This window comes from Flammeovirga pectinis, assembly GCF_003970675.1.
Classification (GTDB): Bacteria; Bacteroidota; Bacteroidia; order Cytophagales; family Flammeovirgaceae; genus Flammeovirga; species Flammeovirga pectinis.
In genome coordinates this window covers 2,120,969-2,140,550 of sequence record NZ_CP034562.1, presented here as the reverse complement: position 1 = coordinate 2,140,550, position 19,582 = coordinate 2,120,969, and the positions used below count along the sequence as shown (strand labels likewise).

The window sequence follows — 19,582 nt, the reverse complement described above, 5'->3', positions numbered from 1 at the left end:
AGTGTTCGGCTTTTTCAGTGTTGTGTGTGCGATTGTGTGTTTCAAACAATCAAGATTTGGTTAAACCTCCTCTCGATTTAAGCATTGTGTTATTATTGTATTGTTTATCGGTATAACAAAAGAACAAAAAGTGTACTTATTACGCAAGCTTTAAATGTATTAAATACATTTAAGGTTCGCATTTTAACTTTATTTAACAAATTAATACCCAAATGCCACTCCATCACTCCTAGATTGATCAGAAGCACCTTCATAAGTGCCATTTTTGTTTTTTAAAATACAGTCCATTTTTCCTAAAATAGGGACAAAACCTATTTTATGGCCCATTTTTTCTAAACCAGATATAGTTGAGTCTGGAAAAACTTTATCTTCTAAATAGATTTCATCAGGTAACCATTGTGAATGAAACTTCTTTGCATCTATAGCTTCTTGCATAGTCATATTAAATTCGGTTACATTCAATAGCGTTTGTGCAACAGAAGTTATAATAGTCGATCCTCCTGGAGTACCTAAAACCATAAATAGAGCATTATCTTTTTCTACTATAGTAGGCGTCATACTAGAAAGCATTCTTTTGTTTGGAACTATTTTATTTGCTTCTCCACCAATTAACCCAAATTGATTTGGTTGGCCTGGTTTTATACTAAAATCATCCATTTCATTATTCATAAAAAAGCCAGCACCATCAATGACTACTTTACAGCCAAAATTTCCATTTAATGTTGTAGTGATGGCAACCGCATTCCCATGTTTATCAACTATTGAATAATGAGTAGTTTCAAAACTTTCAATTTTAAGAACATCTCCTGCTTTTATATCTTGTGAATTTGTAGCTTTTGTTAAATCAATTGATTTAACTCTTGAGCTTACATATTTTTTACTAGTTAATTGCTTTACGGGCACATTGTAAAAATCGTTATCACCTAAAAAAGAAGCTCTATCTGCATAAGCCCTTCTTTCTAGTTCTGTAAGAAGGTGTATCCATTCTACAGAATTATGTGTATAGTTACTTGTATTGAAATCTTCTAACCCAAGTAATATTTGTGCTAGAGCAACACCTCCAGAAGACGGAGGTGGCATAGAAATGACCGTGTAATTATCTTTAAAGGGTATTTTTATAGCTTCTCTCCATACAGATGAATAATCTTTTAGATCTTTATGAGAAATAATACCATTACTATTTTGCATCGCATTAATGATCTTGTCTGCGACAACTCCTTCATAAAAACCTGCTCTTTTATTTTCTTTAATACTTTTTAGGGTGATGGCTAAATCAGGATAAATAATTTTATCACCAGCCTTCCAATTACCATCTTTAAAGAGTTGGATTGGTTTTTTATTATAGGAATTGAAATCCTTTTGATATTGATTAATTTTTTCTGCTTCGAGTTGTGTCAAAACAATTCCATCTTCAGCTAATCGAATTGCAGGTTGAAGTAATACATCCCAAGGTAATGATCCATATTTTTGATAAATTTTGAACATTCCATCAACAGAACCTGGAACACCACTTGCTAAAAGACCTTTTAAACTTAAATTCTTAATAGGTTGTCCATTTGCATCCAAATACATCTTTTCCGAAGCAGACGAAGGTGCTTTTTCTCTAAAATCAAGACTCCCTGAATTACCAATTTGATCTCTATAAACCATAAATCCACCTCCGCCAATATTACCAGCTCTAGGGTAAACAACGGCAAGTGCAAAATGTGTTGCTATTGCAGCATCAAAAGCATTCCCGCCTTTTTTTAAGATAGCAATACCTACTTCAGCAGCTAAAGGGTGAGCACAAGAGACTATACCATTTTTGGCTATCGTACCACGTTTTTTCTCAGGAGACGTCTTAGTTTCACAATTAAATAATAATGTACAAACAATTAAAATTAGGAGAGATTGAAGATTTAATTTCTTGAAAAGGTGAGTCATAAATTGAAAAGTTATTTAATTGACATTTTTTTACATTAAAAGTACAGCAATGAATTAATTTTTCCACTTCAATCTTATATGATTCGATAAAATGGTTTTAAATTGCAATGCAATACAAGTTGTTGAATTACGATAAGAGTAAATATAGATTATGAGTATCGAAATACGTGAAGTAGAAAATAAAAAAGAGCAAAAACAATTTGTTGATGTTCAATTTAAAATATATAAAGGAAATGAATTTTGGGTTCCTCCAATCAAAAAAGACGAATTAACGATTTTTGATCAAAACAACCCATTTAAGAAATTCTGCGATACTCAATATTGGATTGCATATAAGGATAATGAACCTGTAGGTAGAATAGGGGCAATCATTAATAAAAAATATAACGAGAAGGAAGGGAAAGAAAACGTTCGTTTTACTCGTTTAGAATTTATTGATGATAGAGAAGTAGTTCAGAAATTATTAGAAACTGCAGAGAAATGGGGTAAAGACAGAGGAATGACAGGAATTGTTGGGCCTTTAGGATTTACAAACATAGATCATCAAGGAATGATGGTGGAAGGTTTTGATCATTTACCATCTGTGGCATCAGAATATCATTTACCTTATTATAAAGATCATTTAGAGGCGCTAGGTTACGATAAACTAGTGGATTGGATTGAATTCCGTCTTACAATGGATCAAGCAATTATTGATAAAGGGGCAAGAGGTGCAGCTTTATTAATGAAAAGAACAAAAACGAAAATGATCAGCTTTAATTCTTCTAAGGAATTATTAGAGTATGCAGATCGTATTTTTAATTTACTAGGAGAGGCTTTTAAAGATCTTTATAGTGTAATTGAATTCGATGCTGATATGATCGAATATTATAAAAAGAAATTCTTGAAGATGATTTCTCCAAAGTATGTAAAAGTACTTGTTAGTGAGGAAGATGGTGAAATGATGGGTTTTGTAATCGGTTTACCTTCTCTTTCTAAGGCACTTCAAAAAGCAAACGGTAGTATATGGCCATTTGGTTGGTACCATATTTATAAGGCATTAAATAATAATGATACTTGTGATATGCTACTTACTGCTGCAACACCAAAATTACAACGTTTAGGTGGTGGTGTTATGTTAGTTGGAGAGCTTCAGAAAACAATGGCAGAGAACGGTATTAAGTATTTGGAAACAACAGGTATGTTTGAGACAAATCAAAAAGCCATTCAAAACTGGAAAAATTACGATCATATCCAGCATAAGAGAAAGAGATGCTTTACTAAAGCTCTTTAATCTTAATCAATATATTACATAAAAAATGCTCATTAGAATTTAACTAATGAGCATTTTTTATATACTTCCAAATTGATAAGATAGTCTTCTAATTTCTTGGTTAATATCATCTTTCCAGGCACATTCAAACCATTTAGCCGCTTCAATACCTACAAATCGCCAATGCCAAGCTTCTTTCCTAATATTTTTCTCAATTCTGAAATAATAGGTAGGTACCCATCCATAATCAAAACCATATTTTAAGAGCCAGAGAAACAGTTTAGTGTTTTCGCCAGCATATCTAATATCTATAGTGGTAAGTAAATGATGTTCTGAGTAACCTGGAATTTCTGCAACTTTAGGCCCATGCTTTCTAAAAACAATTTCTTGAGTACGCTTAGATCGATAAGAAGAACGAATATTTATGTTTACTCCTTTTTTCGATGCGTCAGCTTTCATTTTTTTATATTCAATGTAAGCAGGGTAGAGTAATTTATCAGAACCAATGTTTACATACTTTTGGTTGCTAATATCTATAAAGTCAATATAATTAAAGGGTACACCAATAGGCATATTCATAAAATCATAGAAAATTTTATCTGGGTGAATATCTATACCCGATTCTTGTGCTAGAAACGTACTCATATTAATTCTGTATCTCCAATACTTTTTTTGAAGAGAAGCGCTACAATCGTCTTGTGCAAGGGTAATATTTGATAAAAGAAGGAAAACGATACAAAAAAGTTTTTGCATTGATAGATGTTTGGTAGTTTAAAAAAGCAAGCTACAAGATTTTTGACAACAAAAAAAGGGTAAATCCGAAGACTTACCCTTTCTTATATTTTAAAAGCTTATTCTACAACTTATGCGTTGTAAACGTGAGCTACTAAATCTAAAACTTTGTTAGAGTATCCGATTTCGTTGTCATACCAAGATACAACTTTAACGAAAGTATCAGTTAAAGCAAGACCTGCTTTAGCATCAAATACTGAAGTTTGAGTTTCACCGATGAAGTCGTTAGAAACAACAGCATCTTCAGTGTAACCAAGAACACCAGCTAATTCGTTTTCTGAAGCTCTTTTCATTTCAGCACAGATTTCAGCGTAAGTAGCACCTTTTTCTAAGTTCACTGTTAAGTCAACTACAGAAACGTCAGGAGTTGGTACACGGAAAGCCATACCAGTTAATTTACCGTTAAGCTCAGGAATAACAACACCTACAGCTTTAGCAGCACCAGTAGAAGAAGGAATGATGTTTTGACCAGCACCACGTCCACCTCTCCAGTCTTTAGCTGAAGGACCGTCAACTGTTTTTTGAGTTGCAGTAGTAGCATGAACAGTTGTCATTAAACCGTCTTTGATACCCCACTTGTCATTTAAAACTTTAGCAATTGGAGCTAAACAGTTTGTAGTACAAGAAGCGTTAGAAACGATTTCTTGACCTGCATATTCTGTATGGTTAACGCCCATTACGAACATTGGAGTACCATCTTTAGAAGGAGCAGAAAGAACAACTTTCTTAGCACCAGCAGCGATGTGTTGGCGAGCAGTTTCGTCAGTTAAGAATAAACCAGTTGATTCAACTACAACTTCAGCACCGATTGCATCCCACTTTAAGTCAGCAGGGTTACGCTCAGCAGTAACACGTACAGTATTACCATTAACTACAAGGTTACCATCAACAACTTCAACTGTACCGTTAAAACGACCGTGAGTTGAATCGTACTTAAGCATGTAAGCCATGTACTCAACATCAATAAGATCATTAATTCCTACTACTTCAATGTCATTTCTTTCTACTGAAGCGCGAAATACGAAACGTCCGATACGACCGAAACCGTTGATACCTACTTTAATTGCCATAATTTTATGTAATATTAATTTTAATAAATAATTCTTCTAAAATTGTGTTGCAGCAGATGTTACAAATAATTTGATCCGTATCATTTACTACACTGCAAACATACCTTAGTAGATTGTTTAATGGAATGACATTTATCATTATTTGTTGGCAATTTTAACCAATTTCAAACAAAATATAAGTGTATTAATCACTATTAAATCAGTGGTTTAAGTATAAAAAACAAGGGTTTACAAAATATAATTTTTGTAAACCCTTAATATTGAATAGGATGATATTGAATTTAATTGTTTATGCATCTTTAATGCTCAATATCAAACAAATTCTTTTTTTGTCGATTTATACAATGTCATTAACTAAAAAAACTAAGAATTTTTTAGTTTTACTGTTTTTTTCTTCGATCCAAAGATAAAATCAACCAGTCCTCTTACTTCTCCATCAGCATTTGCTTGCTGAAATTTCTTATATAATTGAAGATGTTTCTCTGGATCTACATTAAATTTATCTTTTCCCTCTTCAAGTTTTTGTTTAGAGCGATGAAATAATTGTCTACAATGATCTGCTTTTTTCTTAGCAATTTCAGTAATTTCATTGTAATTCATATTGAATGCTTCTTTCATTAGATAAACACTAAGTTCAGCATCCGTAAGTCTTTTCATCATATTTCTCAAACCATCTGATAATTCAGCAGCTTTATCATTCGACCAGTGTTCGAAAGGGTCTAGCTGAAAATTATTAGTAATATTTGACCAATTATCTACGAGATGTTCTTTTTTTCTTTTTAAACTTTCGAGATGATTTAGGCAAGTATTAGTAATCGTTTTTATCAAATAATTTTTGATGTCTTCTATTTTTGAGAGGTCAACTCTTAATATCTTTATAAAAGTTTCTTGTACCATATCTTCTGCATCTGATGCCGCACCTAGAATTCTGTAGGCAACAGTGTAAAGCAAAGGACGATATTCGGTGATTGCTTGTTCAGCTAACATAATGTTGGTTACAAGTGGTAGTGTATAATTGATTATGATTAATAATCCATATCTTAATTGATTGCAATTTAATGAAAAACTTTGATGGAATAATACTATTTAAAGTAATAAATACTATTTCTAAAGAAATTATATGATATAAAATGTCGAGTTCTTCAAATAAGTTAAATTCACGAACTTGTTTTAACTTATTTTTTCATTTAAAAATGAAAGTTTATTCATTTTTAAAAACGTAAATAGCTGAATAATAATTATTTAAATAATTGTAGAGATTCCTAAATTGTGTAAATTTATAGTAGTTTATATGTCGAAAATAAAAAAAAGACTTATTATTTTTACTCTTTTAAAGTAAGATATTAAATGAATAACAAAAAAAGCACTGGAAGAAACTCCCAGTGCTTTTTAACCCAAAAACTAACTATTACTCTTAATCTTTATATCTTAAAAACTCAATACTAGTTGAGTTATTTATATCATTTTATATGTTTTGTTTAACGATGAATGTTTGTTCACTGTTGTGGTTTTGGTGTGAATATTCTTAAATGCGATTTTTGAAAATTTTGTACATAAAAAAAGCACTAGAAGAAACTCCCAGTGCTTTTTCATAACCCAAAAACTAACTATTACTCTTAATCTTTTATATCTTAAAAACTCAATACTAGTTGAGTTATTTATATCATTTTATATGTTTTGTTTAACGGTGAATGTTTGTTCACTGTTGTGGTTTTGGTGTGAATATTCTTAAATGTGATTTTTAAAATTTTGTACATAAAAAAAGCACTGGAAGAAACTCCCAGTGCTTTTTAACCCAAAAACTAACTATTACTCTTAATCTTTTATATCTTAAAAACTCAATACTATTTGAGTTATTTATATCATTTTATATGTTTTGTTTAACGGTGAATGTTTGCTCACTGTTGTGGTTTTGGTGTGAATATTCTTAAATGTGATTTTTAAAATTTTGTACATAAAAAAAGCACTGGAAGAAACTCCCAGTGCTTTTTAACCCAAAAACTAACTATTACTCTTAATCTTTTATATCTTAAAAAACTCAATACTATTTGAGTTATTTATATCATTTTATATGTTTTGTTTAACGGTGAATGTTTGTTCACTGTTGTGGTTTTGGTGTGAATATTCTTAAATGTGATTTTTAAAATTTTGCACATAAAAAAAGCATTGGAAGAATCCTCCAATGCTTTTTCATAACCCAAAAACTAACTATTACTCTTAATCTTTATATCTTAAAAACTCATCAGAGTTTATTATTTCAAATCTTATAAATATACTAACGTGAGTATTGATTTGAAGTTTATAAAGTTGTTCAAACAAATGGCAATAGTAGTTAATGAATGAAAATCTTAATATAAAGTATTTACTTCTTCCTTAAGGCTTAATAATGCAATATCAATAGGAGTGGCATTTTCTGAAATACTGTTCTCCAAAATGGTTTTTGCTAAATCGAACCCAGATGCATCTTTTCCTAAAGTTTGTGCAATTCCATTTATAAAAGAGATGTTTTCTTCTTTTACTCCACGGATTGTCTCCCATAAATCAGGAGAAATATATATTTGTTGAGAAAGGTTATGATTAAATTCTTCCTTTATTGTCATTATTAAACTCTGGTGAAATAAAGCTGCAGGAATTTCATCGTAATTAATACGGTCCATCAATTCTCTATAATTAATTCTTTCAAGAAAAAGAGCCATTCTTTCGTATGCTTGTAATCTTAAAGGTAAAGTATGCTCTATTTGGCTTGATTTGATCTTAATTGATAAAGTATCGTAGTCTTTTTGTAGGAACATCTTTACTATTACAAAAGCTCCATATAAAACAATACCCGCAGGGATTGTCATCTTCAATAAGTCTAAAAGGTCTGTCGTCATGTTTAAAAAAATTTATATTGATATACAATATTAGTAACCTCTTTGTTCTATATCAATTTCTGAGGGGTGTGATTGGTAAAATCCATCACTTATTTTATTAGAAAATGCTTTTAAGGTACTTTCAGGAGTAATATACATACAAGGGATAGCGGTATCTTTACAGTAATCATCAATAGGGACAGAAATAAATACATTTTGATCAATCAGAAAGTTATTAGTATTTGTTTTTTTATATTTCCCAGGGAAAATTATTGTGTCTTTCCAATTATAATATAAAGCTGAGAAGCTAATTCCGATAATGATAATTATCGCTAATGAATAATTAATTATTAAATCTGTATTTTTTTTCTTTTTTAAGATTGCCTTTAAGCAAATTGTAAATAGCATCAGCATGTAAGAATATCCAAAGCGCATAGTAGGTGTTTTTACAATCCAAAAGGTTAATCCAATATATATGATGCATAGAATAGCTTTGTGTTTATTGTCTTGTTTATTAAAAATGAAGACACTGTATATTAGAGAAATTAATGTAACTATCATTAATAGTCGATCTGTTTTTCTATGTAATAAAAACCAATTGGGTATCCATGTCGTGAATGGTTGACCTATTACCTCTCTCCAAGAATCTATTGGGAGTCTAGCAAAATAGGTAATTTGAATGGTCCAAGCATTTACCAATTCTTTAGGTACCTGATGTTTTAAATCGACAAAGTCAATGATTGTTAATGGGTAAAGAGGATATCCTGACAGTATAAGATTTCTGGGAACCCAAGTTAAAAATGTTACTACTGTAATAGTCAAAAGAAAATATAAGTGCTTTTTGTTAGGTTTAAGAAAACCTAAATATGGAAAAATGAGTAATGAATAAATTGCACCTGACTGTTTGATTGTTACAATTAGAATAATTGATAATATACAAAATAGGTGTTCTTCAATACTTATTTTTTTCTGAGAAAAAATTATTAAACCAATTGAAATTATTATGCTAACTACAATATCTGGTGATGGAGAAGATTCCCAATTCCAATAACCAACAAAAATCCAACAAGGAATAATTAATATATAATTAGTGTGTTCTTGTATCTTAGAAAAGACAAATAGTAGGAACATTAACTCAAAGTATAAGATCCCAATATTTGGTAAAGGGTCATTACTAATATTTAGAAACGTATACTGAGCTGCGAAGAGGTGAAAAAAAGAATTTAAACCATAAGCACAGAATAAGTTGGCGATACCTTTTGTAATAGGGTATTTGTTGTACCATTGAATTACTTGGGCATGATATAAATTACTATCAGTCCATGAAGGGTATTGAGTCCCTTTTCCAATTAGGTAAAAGATAAAAATGATTAATAAGAAAATAAATTCTTTAGAAAGAGATAGTTTGTAATCTACTTTACGATTAACATAAAGTATAATACAAGAGAGTAGAGTGAATGGTATTAAAGTTAATTCATTTATTGGAACAAAAAAGTGAGTTATTGCTAGTAATAACATAATAACGAAACTCCCAATAAAAGAGGTTATTACTAAATCTCTTTCATTGGAAGTTTTAAATAAACCAACCACAATTAAACCTATTCCTACAGTATTTATTAATACTAATAGTAGTATTAAAAGTGAAATTAACATGCTTTTTAATTTGTTTTACGATAGGCTAATATGGCCATTGTATTAACTAAGGCAGCATATATAGCTATAATTATAAAATTATTTTTTACATCCGTAAATGTCGCACCTTTTAATAAAACATTCCTCATTACTTCTACAAAATACCTGACGGGGTTAAGAAGTGTAATCTGTTGAGCCCAAACTGGCATATTTTCTATGGGTGTAAATAATCCACTCAACAAAACAAATACTATCATGAAGAACCAAGCAATAAACATCGCTTGTTGTTGGGTATCTGCTTTTGTAGATATAAAAAGACCAATTCCCAACACTACTAAAAGGTAGACCATAGCGAATGAGAAAACTATGTATAATGGACCTAATATCGGGACATTAAAAAAGAGTTTTGCTATCACTAGTCCAAATGATAATACGAACATACCAATACACCAAAAAGGTAGTAATTTTCCTACTATAAATTCACCTTTAGTTATTGGTGTAACATTAAGTTGTTCAATAGTTCCAATTTCTTTTTCTTTTACAATATTCATAGATGTTAGGAACAATCCAATCATACTAACTAAAAGAACTAATAAGCCCGGTACCATATAATATTTATAATTCAGAGTAGGGTTGTACCAGTTTTGCATAGAGAAATTTACCTGAAACGGTTCAATCCCTTTTTCTTTTACAACATCAGAGAAATCATGATTTGTTAAAAACTCCTCTCTAAACTCTTGAATAATTGTTTGAGAATAAGATGCAGAAACTCCTGCAGTCATCCCGTCTATAGCGTTTACTTTTGCAGAAAGATCAACCGGTTTATTATTAATTAAATCTTTCTCAAAATCATTTGGTATCTCTAAAGAAATACTTGCAGAGCCATTTTGCAATACTTCTCCATAAGGGTCTGTAGCATTTCTAAAGTTTACAATAGAAAAATAATTAGACGCCTCATATTTAGAAATTAATTGCTGTGATAATTCAGAATGATCTCTATCAACAATTTCAATTTTAATATCTTTTACATCAAAAGTGGCAGCAAACGATAGTACCAATAATTGCACTATTGGCATCGCAAAAATAATAGGAAGCATTCCCTTATCTCTGAATATCTGTTTAAACTCTTTTTGGAGTATAAATTTTAATGCACTCATATATTTATTTTTTAATGATATAAAACCATTATTAATCGTCTAATCTAATTTTGAAACGTTTTACACTTATACCAATTAGTCCTATAAACATGAAGCATAGAATGGCAGTTTCTTTCCAGATGTACGCTATAGTAACGCCTTTTAGCATTACTGATTTAATGATAATATTAAAATAAGTTGCAGGAACAATGCTAGAGACTACTTGCAGAGGTAATGGCATGTTTTCTACAGGGAAAATAAAACCAGAGAGTAACATTGTTGGTAAAAACATTGCAAAAAGTGAAATCATTAGTGCTAACTGTTGCGTTTCTGCTATTGTAGAAACAAAGATTCCCAAAGCTAAAACAACCAAGCAATACAAAATTATTTCTCCTATCATTAAAGAATAACTACCAAGTACTGGTACTTCAAATAAGTATTTGCCTAAACCAATAATTATTGATGCATTTAAGAAAGATAGAAGGAGGTATGGAATTACTTTACCAAGAATTATGGTAAAAGGATGCATTGGTGATGCCAATAAAACTTCCATTGTTCCTGTCTCTATTTCTCTTGTTATTGCAATTGAAGTCATCATTGTACAAACAAGCATTAAAATAATAGTGATCAGACCAGGTACAAACATGTAAACAGAAAGTAATTCTGGATTGTACCTCATTTCTATTTCAGTATTAATTAAAGCGGGAGGAGGTAAGTAAACTTGCGACATTTCATTCTCAATCAAATAACCTTGTATCTGCATTTGAAGGTAAGAACCGATTTGAGTACCGGTATTTGGGTCAGATGCATCAGAAATTATTTGAATATTCGCAGTATTACGCTTCTTTAAATCTTCACTAAATTTTGGAGGGAAAACAAGTGTAGCTTTTATTCTACCTTCCCTAAATGTTTTATTAATGTCATCTGTAGAATTAAGATATTTATCTAAATCAAAATATGAAGTTGATAGTATTTTTTCTGTGATTTTCTGACTATGTCCATCCTTAGCCATGTCTAACACAGCAATCTTTACATTTTTAATTTCATTTGATATCGCAAAGCCAAATAGAATAATCTGTACTATCGGAATACCAAACAGGATCAATAATGTACGTTTATCTCTAAAAATATGATAAAACTCTTTTTTTATAATTCCACCTAATCTACCCATGATATTTTATTTGATAGTGTAATTATCACCACGTGCAATTTTTACAAAAACCTCATCCATATTTTTGGCATTAAATTCCTTTTTTAATTCCTTAGGAGATCCATAACCTGCAATTCTTCCTTCCACCATCATAGATATTCTATTACAGTATTCTGCTTCATCCATATAATGTGTGGTAACAAAAACAGTAGTTCCAGAATCGCTTGCCTCATATATTAATTCCCAAAATTGCCTTCTGGTAATAGGGTCAACACCTCCAGTAGGTTCGTCTAGGAAAACAACTTTAGGGTGATGTAAAGTAGCCACAGAAAATGCAATTTTTTGCTTCCATCCAAGAGGTACTTCTTTAAGTAATTTATGAGATACATCAGATAAACCAAGTCTTTGGATCATATCACTACTCCTTTCCTTCAATTCATCTTTTGATAAACCATAAATTCCACCAAAGAAATGAATGTTTTCCAGTAGAGTTAGATCGTCATATAAAGAGAATTTCTGACTCATATAGCCAATATTCTTTTTAATTTCTTCTTGTTGTGTAAATACATCAAAACCTGCAACGGTAGCTTCTCCAGAAGTGGGTGATAGGAGTCCTGTAAGCATTTTCATAGCTGTACTTTTTCCTGCACCATTAGCGCCTAGAAAACCAAATATCTCACCTTTTTTTACATCAAAAGTGATTTCATTTACCGCCTTAAAATCCCCAAATTTCTTGGTTAACTTATTGGCTGATATAATTTTATTTTCAGTCTCCATTATCTATTTCTTTTGAGCGTTCATCAAACGAATAAATACATCTTCTGTATTCGACTTAATTTCTTGAATAAAGATATTTTTATACCCTTCTTTTTCAAGAAAATCTTTAAGATCACCTTTTATATCAGTGGCTCTCTTATCTGTATAGTGCAGTAGCTCACCAAAAGGGAAAACACTGTCCATAAACTCATATTTTCTTAAAGATTTTATAAGATGATAATTAGAGCCACCTACTTCAACGGCATAAAGTTTCTTATTAAATGATGCCGCTACATTTTCAGGCGTGTCAATTCCAAGAATTTCACCATTGTTCATTAATGCTACTTTATCACATAAATCTGCTTCATCCATGTAAGGAGTAGAGACCACTATTGTGATATTATGTTTGTTTAATCCTTTAATAATGTTCCAAAATTCTTTTCTAGAAACAGGGTCTACACCTGTAGTAGGCTCATCTAAAAATAAGACTTTAGGATAGTGAATCATTGCAGCACAAAGTGCTAATTTTTGTTTCATGCCTCCTGAAAGATCTCCGGCTTTACGATCGTTAAAAGGTTCTATTTGTTGATAGATGTCTTTAATTAAATCATAACTCTTGGCTATTGTAGTACCAAAAGTTGTAGCAAAAAATTCTAAGTTCTCTTTTACACTCAAATCTTCATAGAGAGAGAATCTACCCGGCATGTATCCAATGTTATTTCTAATATATTGGTAATCTACCTTAGGGTCTTTTCCTATTACAGTAGCAGAGCCGCTATCAGCAACCATTAACGAAGCTAATATTCTAATTAAGGTAGTTTTACCTGCTCCATCGGGCCCTATTAATCCAAAGATTTCATTTTGCTCTACATTAAAAGAAATCCCCTTTAATGCTTCTACAATGTCTTTTTTACCATAGGATTTTTTAAGGTCTTTAACTTCTATAACTGACATAATAATTGTTGTTTAGAAGTTGATCTCAGCAGGCATTCCAATTCTATATAACCCGTCTTTATTTTGAACCTTTACTTTAAAAGCATAGATAAGGCTAACTCTTTCTTCTTTAGTTTGAATTGTTTTGGGTGTAAACTCTGCTTTGTTAGAAATCCACTCCACAACACCTTGTGTTTGATTTAAAGTGCCTTCTTTTCCGTCTGTTAAAACAGTTACTTTTTGACCAATTTTTACTCCATTTAATTGGGTTGCAGTCGCGTAAGCTTTCACCTTAATAGTAGACAGGTTTGCAATTTTATACAATGGTCTTCCAGTACCAGTCATTTCACCTCTTTCTGCAAATTTTTGTAAAACTATGCCTGTAATAGGAGATATAATATTACATCTATCTATATGCTCGTTTAGAACATCTACTTTCTTACTTAAAGGCCCATACTGACTTAAAGTTGCTCTATTAGAATCTTTAATTTTTCTTCTTGTTGCCTCTAATTGTTTCTCGTTGATTGCTAATGCAGAGTTAATTTGATCCAATTGTTGTTGCGTAGCAGCTTCGGTTGCAAATAACTTTTCTAAACGATTTTTATCAATCATTAATTTTTTATGCTGAGCCTCATAAACAGCAATCTGTTCATGGATACTCATAACCCTTGATCCAAGAGCAGCAATATTTGCTAAAACTTCTTCTTTCTGTAGATGAAGTAACACAGTATCTACTAAACCAACCTGTTCACCTTCTTTAATTTTCTGACCTTCTTCTACATTAAAGTTAATAAGCTGACCATTACTTTCTGCTGATACGATAACTTCAACAGCTTCAAAGTTTCCGTAGGCATCAGATTTTTCATTATCATTTTTACAAGAGAAAAGTGATAGAGCCCCTAATGTAATAAGTGCAATTCCTTTAGAATAAATTGATGTATATATCTTGAATTTCATTGTTTTTGATGTTTAATATTAAAGAAGTCCTTTCGTCATTGCTAAGTGATATTGTGTTTGTAATAACTGCAATTCATGAGATGATAAATTCAATTTTGCATCAGTTAATGCATTTAGTGCTGTTACATACTTAGCAGAAGTAGCTGCACCATTGTCAAGTTGGCCTTTTGAACGAACTACATTGCGTTCTTGAATTTTAATAATCTCATTATCCTGAGATATTAATTTACCTAACTGATCTATTGTGGCTTGTATCTGAACTATCTGAGAGTTCATTGTTTTATTAAAGGTTTCTAATTCCGTGTTAATCACCTCTTTTTGTATTTGAGTAATTTGTCTTTCTCTGTTGTTTTTGCCATAATCGAATGGTTTCCATGCGAATTTAAGACCAACTTGATAGAAAAAATCACCATCAATAATAAAGAAGTTATAAGGGTTAGGAGTGCCGTAACCACCAATGGCATAAGCAGACACAACAGGTAAACGTTGTGTTTTTAACATGTCGCTCATTACATCCATATTTTGCGTTTGAAGTTTATACATTTCAACCTCAGGACGGTTATATTGAGCAGATAAAGAAACAGTCATTTCTGGACGAACAAGTTCAATTGTATTCCATTCATTTTCTCTTTCTAACCAAATGCACAATGCTTTTAATGCACCATTCTTTTGAGCCTCTACAGATAATAATTTTTGTTGAGCTTTAAAATATTCAACTTTTAAAGCATCAGTTGTACTTGGTAATGCAGCACCACCTGCTTCAAGAGCTTCTACTTCTTTAAGTTGATTTTCCAACTCATTAATTACACCATCTTTTATTAAAATTTCTTGCTCTTGATAACTTAAAGCAGCAAAGTAAATTTGAGAGATAGACTCTTTTACAGAAAATTGTTTAACATTATTTTCTTGAATTTTGATACCATACTCAGAACTTGATTTAGCAAGCTTCTTTTTCTTAATGTTACCATTATAAATAGCATAATCTACAGAAGCATAGGTTTGCCATTGTGTATGTGGAATATCAGGAAAAACGGCAGCAGCAGGAGCGTTTGGGTCGGTAGGAGAAATTACATCCGACAAGTAACCAATTTTACCTTGAATACCGAACTGAGGTAAACGATCTTTACTTATTGCTTCTTTTTCTGTTTCCTGCATTCTAGAAAACATTTCTTTTTGTTCCGATAAAGGATGCTTTTCGAGTGCTTCTTTTTCGGCTTGTTCAAAAGTTATTTTTGTTTGTGCTATTAGAGGGGAAGAGAGCCCAATAACTAATAGCAGGAGGAGTAAATACCTACTATTCATATTATCCATTTTTTTTAGATTTAATGCCATTTAATATTATTTGATGAAGAATACTTTTACGTTCTTCTATGAACTCATCGAATGAAAATGAATCGATTTGATTGAAATTAGCAAACATAGGTTTTGCGATAAAAGGAAATATACATGCCCCAAGGAGTGTGGTCATGAACTGAAGTGGATGAATTGATATAAAATTAGTATCTTCTTGTAATTGCTTTCCTATTGCAATTATAGTATCCTGCATGTCTTTTGATGGAGTAAAAGGAGCTTTGTTCATTTGAAGTTCACCAATAATAAAAGTAACCATATTAGGATTCTCTTTTAATGTATCGATATATAAGTCAATAAACTTTGCAATTTTACTATCCAAAGATTCGGGTCCTTTGAGGACATCAACAATTGGAAGAATAGTCTTTCGAATTAGATCTTGAAAGACCTCCTGAAATAAGCCTTCTTTATTTTTAAAGTAATAATGTACAAGTGCTTTATTTACACCAGCAGCATCTGCAATTTCTTGCATTCTTGCTCCACTTTTCCCTTTCAGCTGGAAAATCTCTGTTGCAACTTCTAAAATTTTGTCTTTCGATTCCATATTTTTTTAACCATTTGGTTAACTGATACACGAATTAACCATATGGTTAATTTAAAAACAACTTTTCAATAACTTTATTAAAAACATTAGATATTATTTACTCAGATAATGATAATTTGAAATGATATAATTAAATTATAATTCACGGTTATTAAACTTTTATAAAAATGAGGTATAAACTATTTGGAAAGTCAGGATTAAAAGTTTCTGAGTTGTGTTTAGGAGCAATGACTTTTGGAGAAGATTGGGGAACTGGTGCTGATTATAACACATCAAAACAAATTTTTGAATCTTTTGCAGAAGCAGGAGGAAATTTTATTGATACTGCAAATTTTTATACAAACGGAACATCAGAAAAGTACCTTGGTGATTTTGTTGGTGCAGAAAGAGATAAATTCGTTTTAGCATCAAAGTATACATTAATAGAAGATAGTTCTCACCCTAATGGAACAGGAAATTCTAGAAGAAATATGATGCGAACGGTGGAAGCATCACTTAAAAGAATGAATACAGATTACATGGATGTGCTATGGGTACACATGTGGGATGGCACAACAAGTGTTGATGAAATCTTAAGAGCCATGAACGATTTAATTAGCCAAGGTAAAGTAGGTTACATAGGAATTTCTGATACACCTGCTTGGGTTGTTTCTCAGGCAAATACGATGGCAATTTTAAGAGGATGGGAAGAATTTGTAGGCCTACAAGTAGAATATAGTTTAATTGCTCGTGATGTAGAAAGAGAATTGATTCCAATGGCAGATCATTTTGGAATGTCTGTAACTACTTGGTCTCCGTTAGGCGCAGGGTTATTATCTGGGAAGTACAATAAAGGAATAGTAGAAGGGGGGCGATTAAGTGAAAAGAGTGTTAAGTATTCGCCTAAAAATTTAAGAATTGCAGAAACTGTTGTGAGTATTGCACAGAAATTAGGAAAGTCTCCTACACAAGTAGCATTAAATTGGTTGAGAGCACAAAATAAACGCATTATTCCAATTGTTGGGGCAAGAAAACTTGAACAGGTAAAAGATAATTTAAAATGCGTTGATTGGAATTTAGAACAATTAGACTTGGATCTTTTAGATGGTGAAAGTGCAATTGATCTAGGTTTTCCAACAAAATTTTTAAATGATGATACCGCAAAGAAATATTCTTTTGGCGGTTGGTATGATAAAATAGATAAAAGATAAAAATACAAATCCCCACTATATCAATTTAAGTATAGTGGGGATTTGATTATCTTGATTTTCCGTATCTTTTTTTAGAAGTAGGGGCTTTTCCTGTGTTCGGGTTCCTAGTGGGAACTCTTGGTTTTCTAGTACTTGGACGCCTAGCTTTTGGCTTTTCCTCCCTGTCATTAGTTTTTAAACCTAACTTCTCATAAAGTAAATCTCTTTGAACTTCTATTACTCCACCAGATTTTAATTCTTTAATTCTAAGATTTCCAATTGCAAATCTTACTAATCGTAATGTTGGGAAATCAACAGAGGCAGTCATTTTACGAACTTGTCTGTTTTTACCTTCATGGATGGTAAGTTCAATAAAAGAAGTGGGAATATTTTTTCTAAATCGTACAGGAGGGTTTCTTTCCTGCAAATTGTCTGGTTTATCCACTTTTTTACACAGCGCAGGTAGCGTAGTATAAGGGGCAGAGTTAACCGTAATTTGTGTCCCTTTTTCTAATTTTTTTATTGCTTCAGTAGTAATATCTCCATCAACCTGAACCAAATATGTTTTATCGTATTCAAATTTTGGATTTAATAGCTTATGATTTAATAGTTTATCATTCGTGATAATTAATAAACCTTCACTATCCATATCTAAACGTCCAACAGGATATACATCATTAGGAAACTTCCCAAGACTTTTTAATGTTGGTCGCCCTCCATCATCAGAAAATTGAGGTAAAACACCATATGGTTTATTGACTATAAAATATTTATACTGCATGTTTTTTATTTAAATGCTGGAATTCCTGTAATATCAGCTCCTAAAATTAATAAATGAATATCATGTGTGCCCTCGTAAGTAATTACAGACTCTAAGTTCATCATATGACGCATAATAGGATATTCTCCAGAAATACCCATACCGCCTAAAATCTGTCTTGCTTCTCTAGCAATTTTTAATGCCATTTCAACATTATTACGTTTAGCCATAGATATTTGCGTAGAAGTAGCTTGTCCTTTTACTTTTAGCTGACCAAGACGCAAAGCTAAGAGTTGTGCCTTTGTAATCTCTGTTAACATTTCAGAAAGTTTTTTCTGCGTTAACTGAAACCCACCAATAGGCTTGTCAAATTGCGTTCTTTCTAAAGAGTAATCTCTAGCTGTTTCATAACAATCTATTGCTGCACCAATCGCACCCCAAGCAATGCCATAACGTGCACTATCAAGGCACATTAATGGAGCACCTAAGCCATCTTTGTTTGGGAGGATATTTTCTTTTGGAATCTTTACATTGTCAAAAACTAGCTCACCAGTACTACTTGCTCTCAAAGACCATTTATTATGGATTTCTGGAGCTGTAAAACCTGCCATTCCTTTCTCAACAATAACTCCTTTTACTCTTTTATTTTCATCTCGAGCCCACACAACCGCAATATCGGCAATTGGAGAGTTAGTTATCCACATTTTTGCTCCATTTAATAAATAATATTCTCCTTTATCTATTAAATGTGTTTCCATTCCCGATGGATTTGAACCATGATTAGGTTCTGTGAGACCAAAACAACCTAAAAATTCGCCAGTAGCTAATTTAGGAAGATACTTTTTTCGTTGTTCTTCAGAACCAAAAGCATAAATAGGATACATTACTAACGAACTCTGTACGGAGGCCATTGATCTTAATCCAGAATCTCCTCTTTCTACTTCTTGCATAATAAGTCCGTACGAAATATCATCCATTCCGCCTCCTCCATACTCTGTAGGTATGGCAGGGCCGAACAATCCCATTTCTCCAAATTTCTGAATTAAGTGTTGAGGAGCTTCAGACTTTTGAGCAAATTCTTCAATTATAGGTTGAACATCTTTGGTGATAAATGCATTTGTAGCATCTCTTGCAATCTTTTGTTCATCACTCAGAAGATCGTCGATATTATAGAAATCAGTCATGTGTTTATTGTGAGTTATGGTTTTATGTGATTATAGTACAAGATGATAAAAAATCTCTTTAATTGTGGAATATTATAATTGATTATTCAGTAAATCTGCTTTTCCTTTTGTAGTTTCGTGAT

At 31.6% G+C, this 19,582-nt stretch carries 17 protein-coding genes; 2 read left to right on the top strand and 15 right to left on the bottom strand.

Annotation, left to right across the window (positions count from 1 at the left end; genetic code table 11):
- Positions 1-201: 201 nt before the first annotated feature.
- Positions 202-1,923: a gamma-glutamyltransferase gene (ggt, locus tag EI427_RS08540; RefSeq protein ID WP_126613632.1), complete on the bottom strand. Its 1,722-nt coding sequence runs from the start codon at positions 1,921-1,923 to the stop codon at positions 202-204.
- A gap of 151 nt (positions 1,924-2,074) precedes the next feature.
- Here ggt and EI427_RS08535 point away from each other — a divergent pair, with 151 nt between their 5' ends.
- Positions 2,075-3,196 (top strand): hypothetical protein, encoded by a 1,122-nt coding sequence (locus EI427_RS08535; RefSeq protein WP_126613630.1) that lies wholly within the window; start codon positions 2,075-2,077, stop codon positions 3,194-3,196.
- 57 nt (positions 3,197-3,253) lie between these two features.
- Here EI427_RS08535 and EI427_RS08530 read toward each other — a convergent pair whose 3' ends face one another.
- From EI427_RS08530 to EI427_RS08475, 12 genes are all read right to left on the bottom strand, one after another.
- A complete protein-coding gene (locus EI427_RS08530; protein WP_126613628.1) occupies positions 3,254-3,928 on the bottom strand; it encodes a M15 family metallopeptidase in 675 nt (224 codons plus the stop codon).
- Between the two features lie 110 nt (positions 3,929-4,038).
- Positions 4,039-5,040 carry a type I glyceraldehyde-3-phosphate dehydrogenase gene (gene gap, locus EI427_RS08525; RefSeq protein ID WP_240655373.1) on the bottom strand — a complete coding sequence of 334 codons (1,002 nt, stop codon included), beginning with the start codon at positions 5,038-5,040 and terminating at the stop codon, positions 4,039-4,041.
- A 360-nt stretch (positions 5,041-5,400) separates the two neighbouring features.
- The gene (locus tag EI427_RS08520; protein WP_126613624.1) at positions 5,401-6,024 is read right to left on the bottom strand and encodes a sigma-70 family RNA polymerase sigma factor; all 624 of its coding nucleotides are present in this window, start codon (positions 6,022-6,024) and stop codon (positions 5,401-5,403) included.
- Positions 6,025-7,385: 1,361 nt separating this feature from the next.
- A complete protein-coding gene (locus EI427_RS08515) occupies positions 7,386-7,910 on the bottom strand; it encodes a DUF7935 family protein (RefSeq protein ID WP_126613622.1) in 525 nt (174 codons plus the stop codon).
- 30 nt (positions 7,911-7,940) lie between these two features.
- Positions 7,941-9,542 (bottom strand): LIC_10190 family membrane protein, encoded by a 1,602-nt coding sequence (locus tag EI427_RS08510; protein WP_126613620.1) that lies wholly within the window; start codon positions 9,540-9,542, stop codon positions 7,941-7,943.
- A gap of 5 nt (positions 9,543-9,547) precedes the next feature.
- Positions 9,548-10,678, bottom strand: coding sequence for an ABC transporter permease (locus tag EI427_RS08505; RefSeq protein ID WP_126613618.1), 1,131 nt, complete (start codon positions 10,676-10,678; stop codon positions 9,548-9,550).
- 31 nt (positions 10,679-10,709) lie between these two features.
- Positions 10,710-11,828 carry an ABC transporter permease gene (locus EI427_RS08500; protein ID WP_126613616.1) on the bottom strand — a complete coding sequence of 373 codons (1,119 nt, stop codon included), beginning with the start codon at positions 11,826-11,828 and terminating at the stop codon, positions 10,710-10,712.
- A gap of 6 nt (positions 11,829-11,834) precedes the next feature.
- Positions 11,835-12,584, bottom strand: coding sequence for an ABC transporter ATP-binding protein (locus EI427_RS08495; protein WP_126613614.1), 750 nt, complete (start codon positions 12,582-12,584; stop codon positions 11,835-11,837).
- A gap of 3 nt (positions 12,585-12,587) precedes the next feature.
- Complete coding sequence (locus tag EI427_RS08490; protein WP_126613612.1) at positions 12,588-13,517, bottom strand: ABC transporter ATP-binding protein; 930 nt, start codon at positions 13,515-13,517, stop codon at positions 12,588-12,590.
- A 12-nt stretch (positions 13,518-13,529) separates the two neighbouring features.
- A complete protein-coding gene (locus EI427_RS08485) occupies positions 13,530-14,453 on the bottom strand; it encodes an HlyD family secretion protein (protein WP_126613610.1) in 924 nt (307 codons plus the stop codon).
- 18 nt (positions 14,454-14,471) lie between these two features.
- Positions 14,472-15,785 (bottom strand): TolC family protein, encoded by a 1,314-nt coding sequence (locus tag EI427_RS08480; RefSeq protein ID WP_126613608.1) that lies wholly within the window; start codon positions 15,783-15,785, stop codon positions 14,472-14,474.
- Positions 15,757-16,347 (bottom strand): TetR/AcrR family transcriptional regulator, encoded by a 591-nt coding sequence (locus EI427_RS08475; protein ID WP_126613606.1) that lies wholly within the window; start codon positions 16,345-16,347, stop codon positions 15,757-15,759. The genes EI427_RS08480 and EI427_RS08475 overlap by 29 nt, the downstream gene beginning before the upstream one ends.
- Before the next feature lie 167 nt (positions 16,348-16,514).
- Here EI427_RS08475 and EI427_RS08470 point away from each other — a divergent pair, with 167 nt between their 5' ends.
- The gene (locus EI427_RS08470) at positions 16,515-17,537 is read left to right on the top strand and encodes an aldo/keto reductase (RefSeq protein WP_126613604.1); all 1,023 of its coding nucleotides are present in this window, start codon (positions 16,515-16,517) and stop codon (positions 17,535-17,537) included.
- A gap of 46 nt (positions 17,538-17,583) precedes the next feature.
- On the opposite strand, the gene EI427_RS08465 is transcribed toward EI427_RS08470, so the two are convergent.
- Together EI427_RS08465 and EI427_RS08460 are read right to left on the bottom strand one after the other, a co-directional pair.
- The gene (locus tag EI427_RS08465; protein WP_126613602.1) at positions 17,584-18,297 is read right to left on the bottom strand and encodes a pseudouridine synthase; all 714 of its coding nucleotides are present in this window, start codon (positions 18,295-18,297) and stop codon (positions 17,584-17,586) included.
- Positions 18,298-18,302: 5 nt separating this feature from the next.
- On the bottom strand, positions 18,303-19,460 hold the full coding sequence (locus EI427_RS08460; protein WP_126613600.1) for an acyl-CoA dehydrogenase family protein: 1,158 nt from the start codon (positions 19,458-19,460) through the stop codon (positions 18,303-18,305).
- Positions 19,461-19,582 lie beyond the last annotated feature (122 nt).

Excerpts from the sequence above, each read along its gene's own strand:
- ggt (WP_126613632.1), bottom strand. The coding sequence starts at position 1,923 with ATGACTCACCTTTTCAAGAAATTAAATCTTCAATCTCTCCTAATTTTA.
- EI427_RS08535 (WP_126613630.1), top strand. The coding sequence starts at position 2,075 with ATGAGTATCGAAATACGTGAAGTAGAAAATAAAAAAGAGCAAAAACAA.
- EI427_RS08530 (WP_126613628.1), bottom strand. The coding sequence starts at position 3,928 with ATGCAAAAACTTTTTTGTATCGTTTTCCTTCTTTTATCAAATATTACC.
- EI427_RS08520 (WP_126613624.1), bottom strand. The coding sequence starts at position 6,024 with ATGTTAGCTGAACAAGCAATCACCGAATATCGTCCTTTGCTTTACACT.
- EI427_RS08515 (WP_126613622.1), bottom strand. The coding sequence starts at position 7,910 with ATGACGACAGACCTTTTAGACTTATTGAAGATGACAATCCCTGCGGGT.
- EI427_RS08510 (WP_126613620.1), bottom strand. The coding sequence starts at position 9,542 with ATGTTAATTTCACTTTTAATACTACTATTAGTATTAATAAATACTGTA.
- EI427_RS08505 (WP_126613618.1), bottom strand. The coding sequence starts at position 10,678 with ATGAGTGCATTAAAATTTATACTCCAAAAAGAGTTTAAACAGATATTC.
- EI427_RS08500 (WP_126613616.1), bottom strand. The coding sequence starts at position 11,828 with ATGGGTAGATTAGGTGGAATTATAAAAAAAGAGTTTTATCATATTTTT.
- EI427_RS08495 (WP_126613614.1), bottom strand. The coding sequence starts at position 12,584 with ATGGAGACTGAAAATAAAATTATATCAGCCAATAAGTTAACCAAGAAA.
- EI427_RS08490 (WP_126613612.1), bottom strand. The coding sequence starts at position 13,517 with ATGTCAGTTATAGAAGTTAAAGACCTTAAAAAATCCTATGGTAAAAAA.
- EI427_RS08485 (WP_126613610.1), bottom strand. The coding sequence starts at position 14,453 with ATGAAATTCAAGATATATACATCAATTTATTCTAAAGGAATTGCACTT.
- EI427_RS08480 (WP_126613608.1), bottom strand. The coding sequence starts at position 15,785 with ATGGCATTAAATCTAAAAAAAATGGATAATATGAATAGTAGGTATTTA.
- EI427_RS08475 (WP_126613606.1), bottom strand. The coding sequence starts at position 16,347 with ATGGAATCGAAAGACAAAATTTTAGAAGTTGCAACAGAGATTTTCCAG.
- EI427_RS08470 (WP_126613604.1), top strand. The coding sequence starts at position 16,515 with ATGAGGTATAAACTATTTGGAAAGTCAGGATTAAAAGTTTCTGAGTTG.
- EI427_RS08465 (WP_126613602.1), bottom strand. The coding sequence starts at position 18,297 with ATGCAGTATAAATATTTTATAGTCAATAAACCATATGGTGTTTTACCT.
- EI427_RS08460 (WP_126613600.1), bottom strand. The coding sequence starts at position 19,460 with ATGACTGATTTCTATAATATCGACGATCTTCTGAGTGATGAACAAAAG.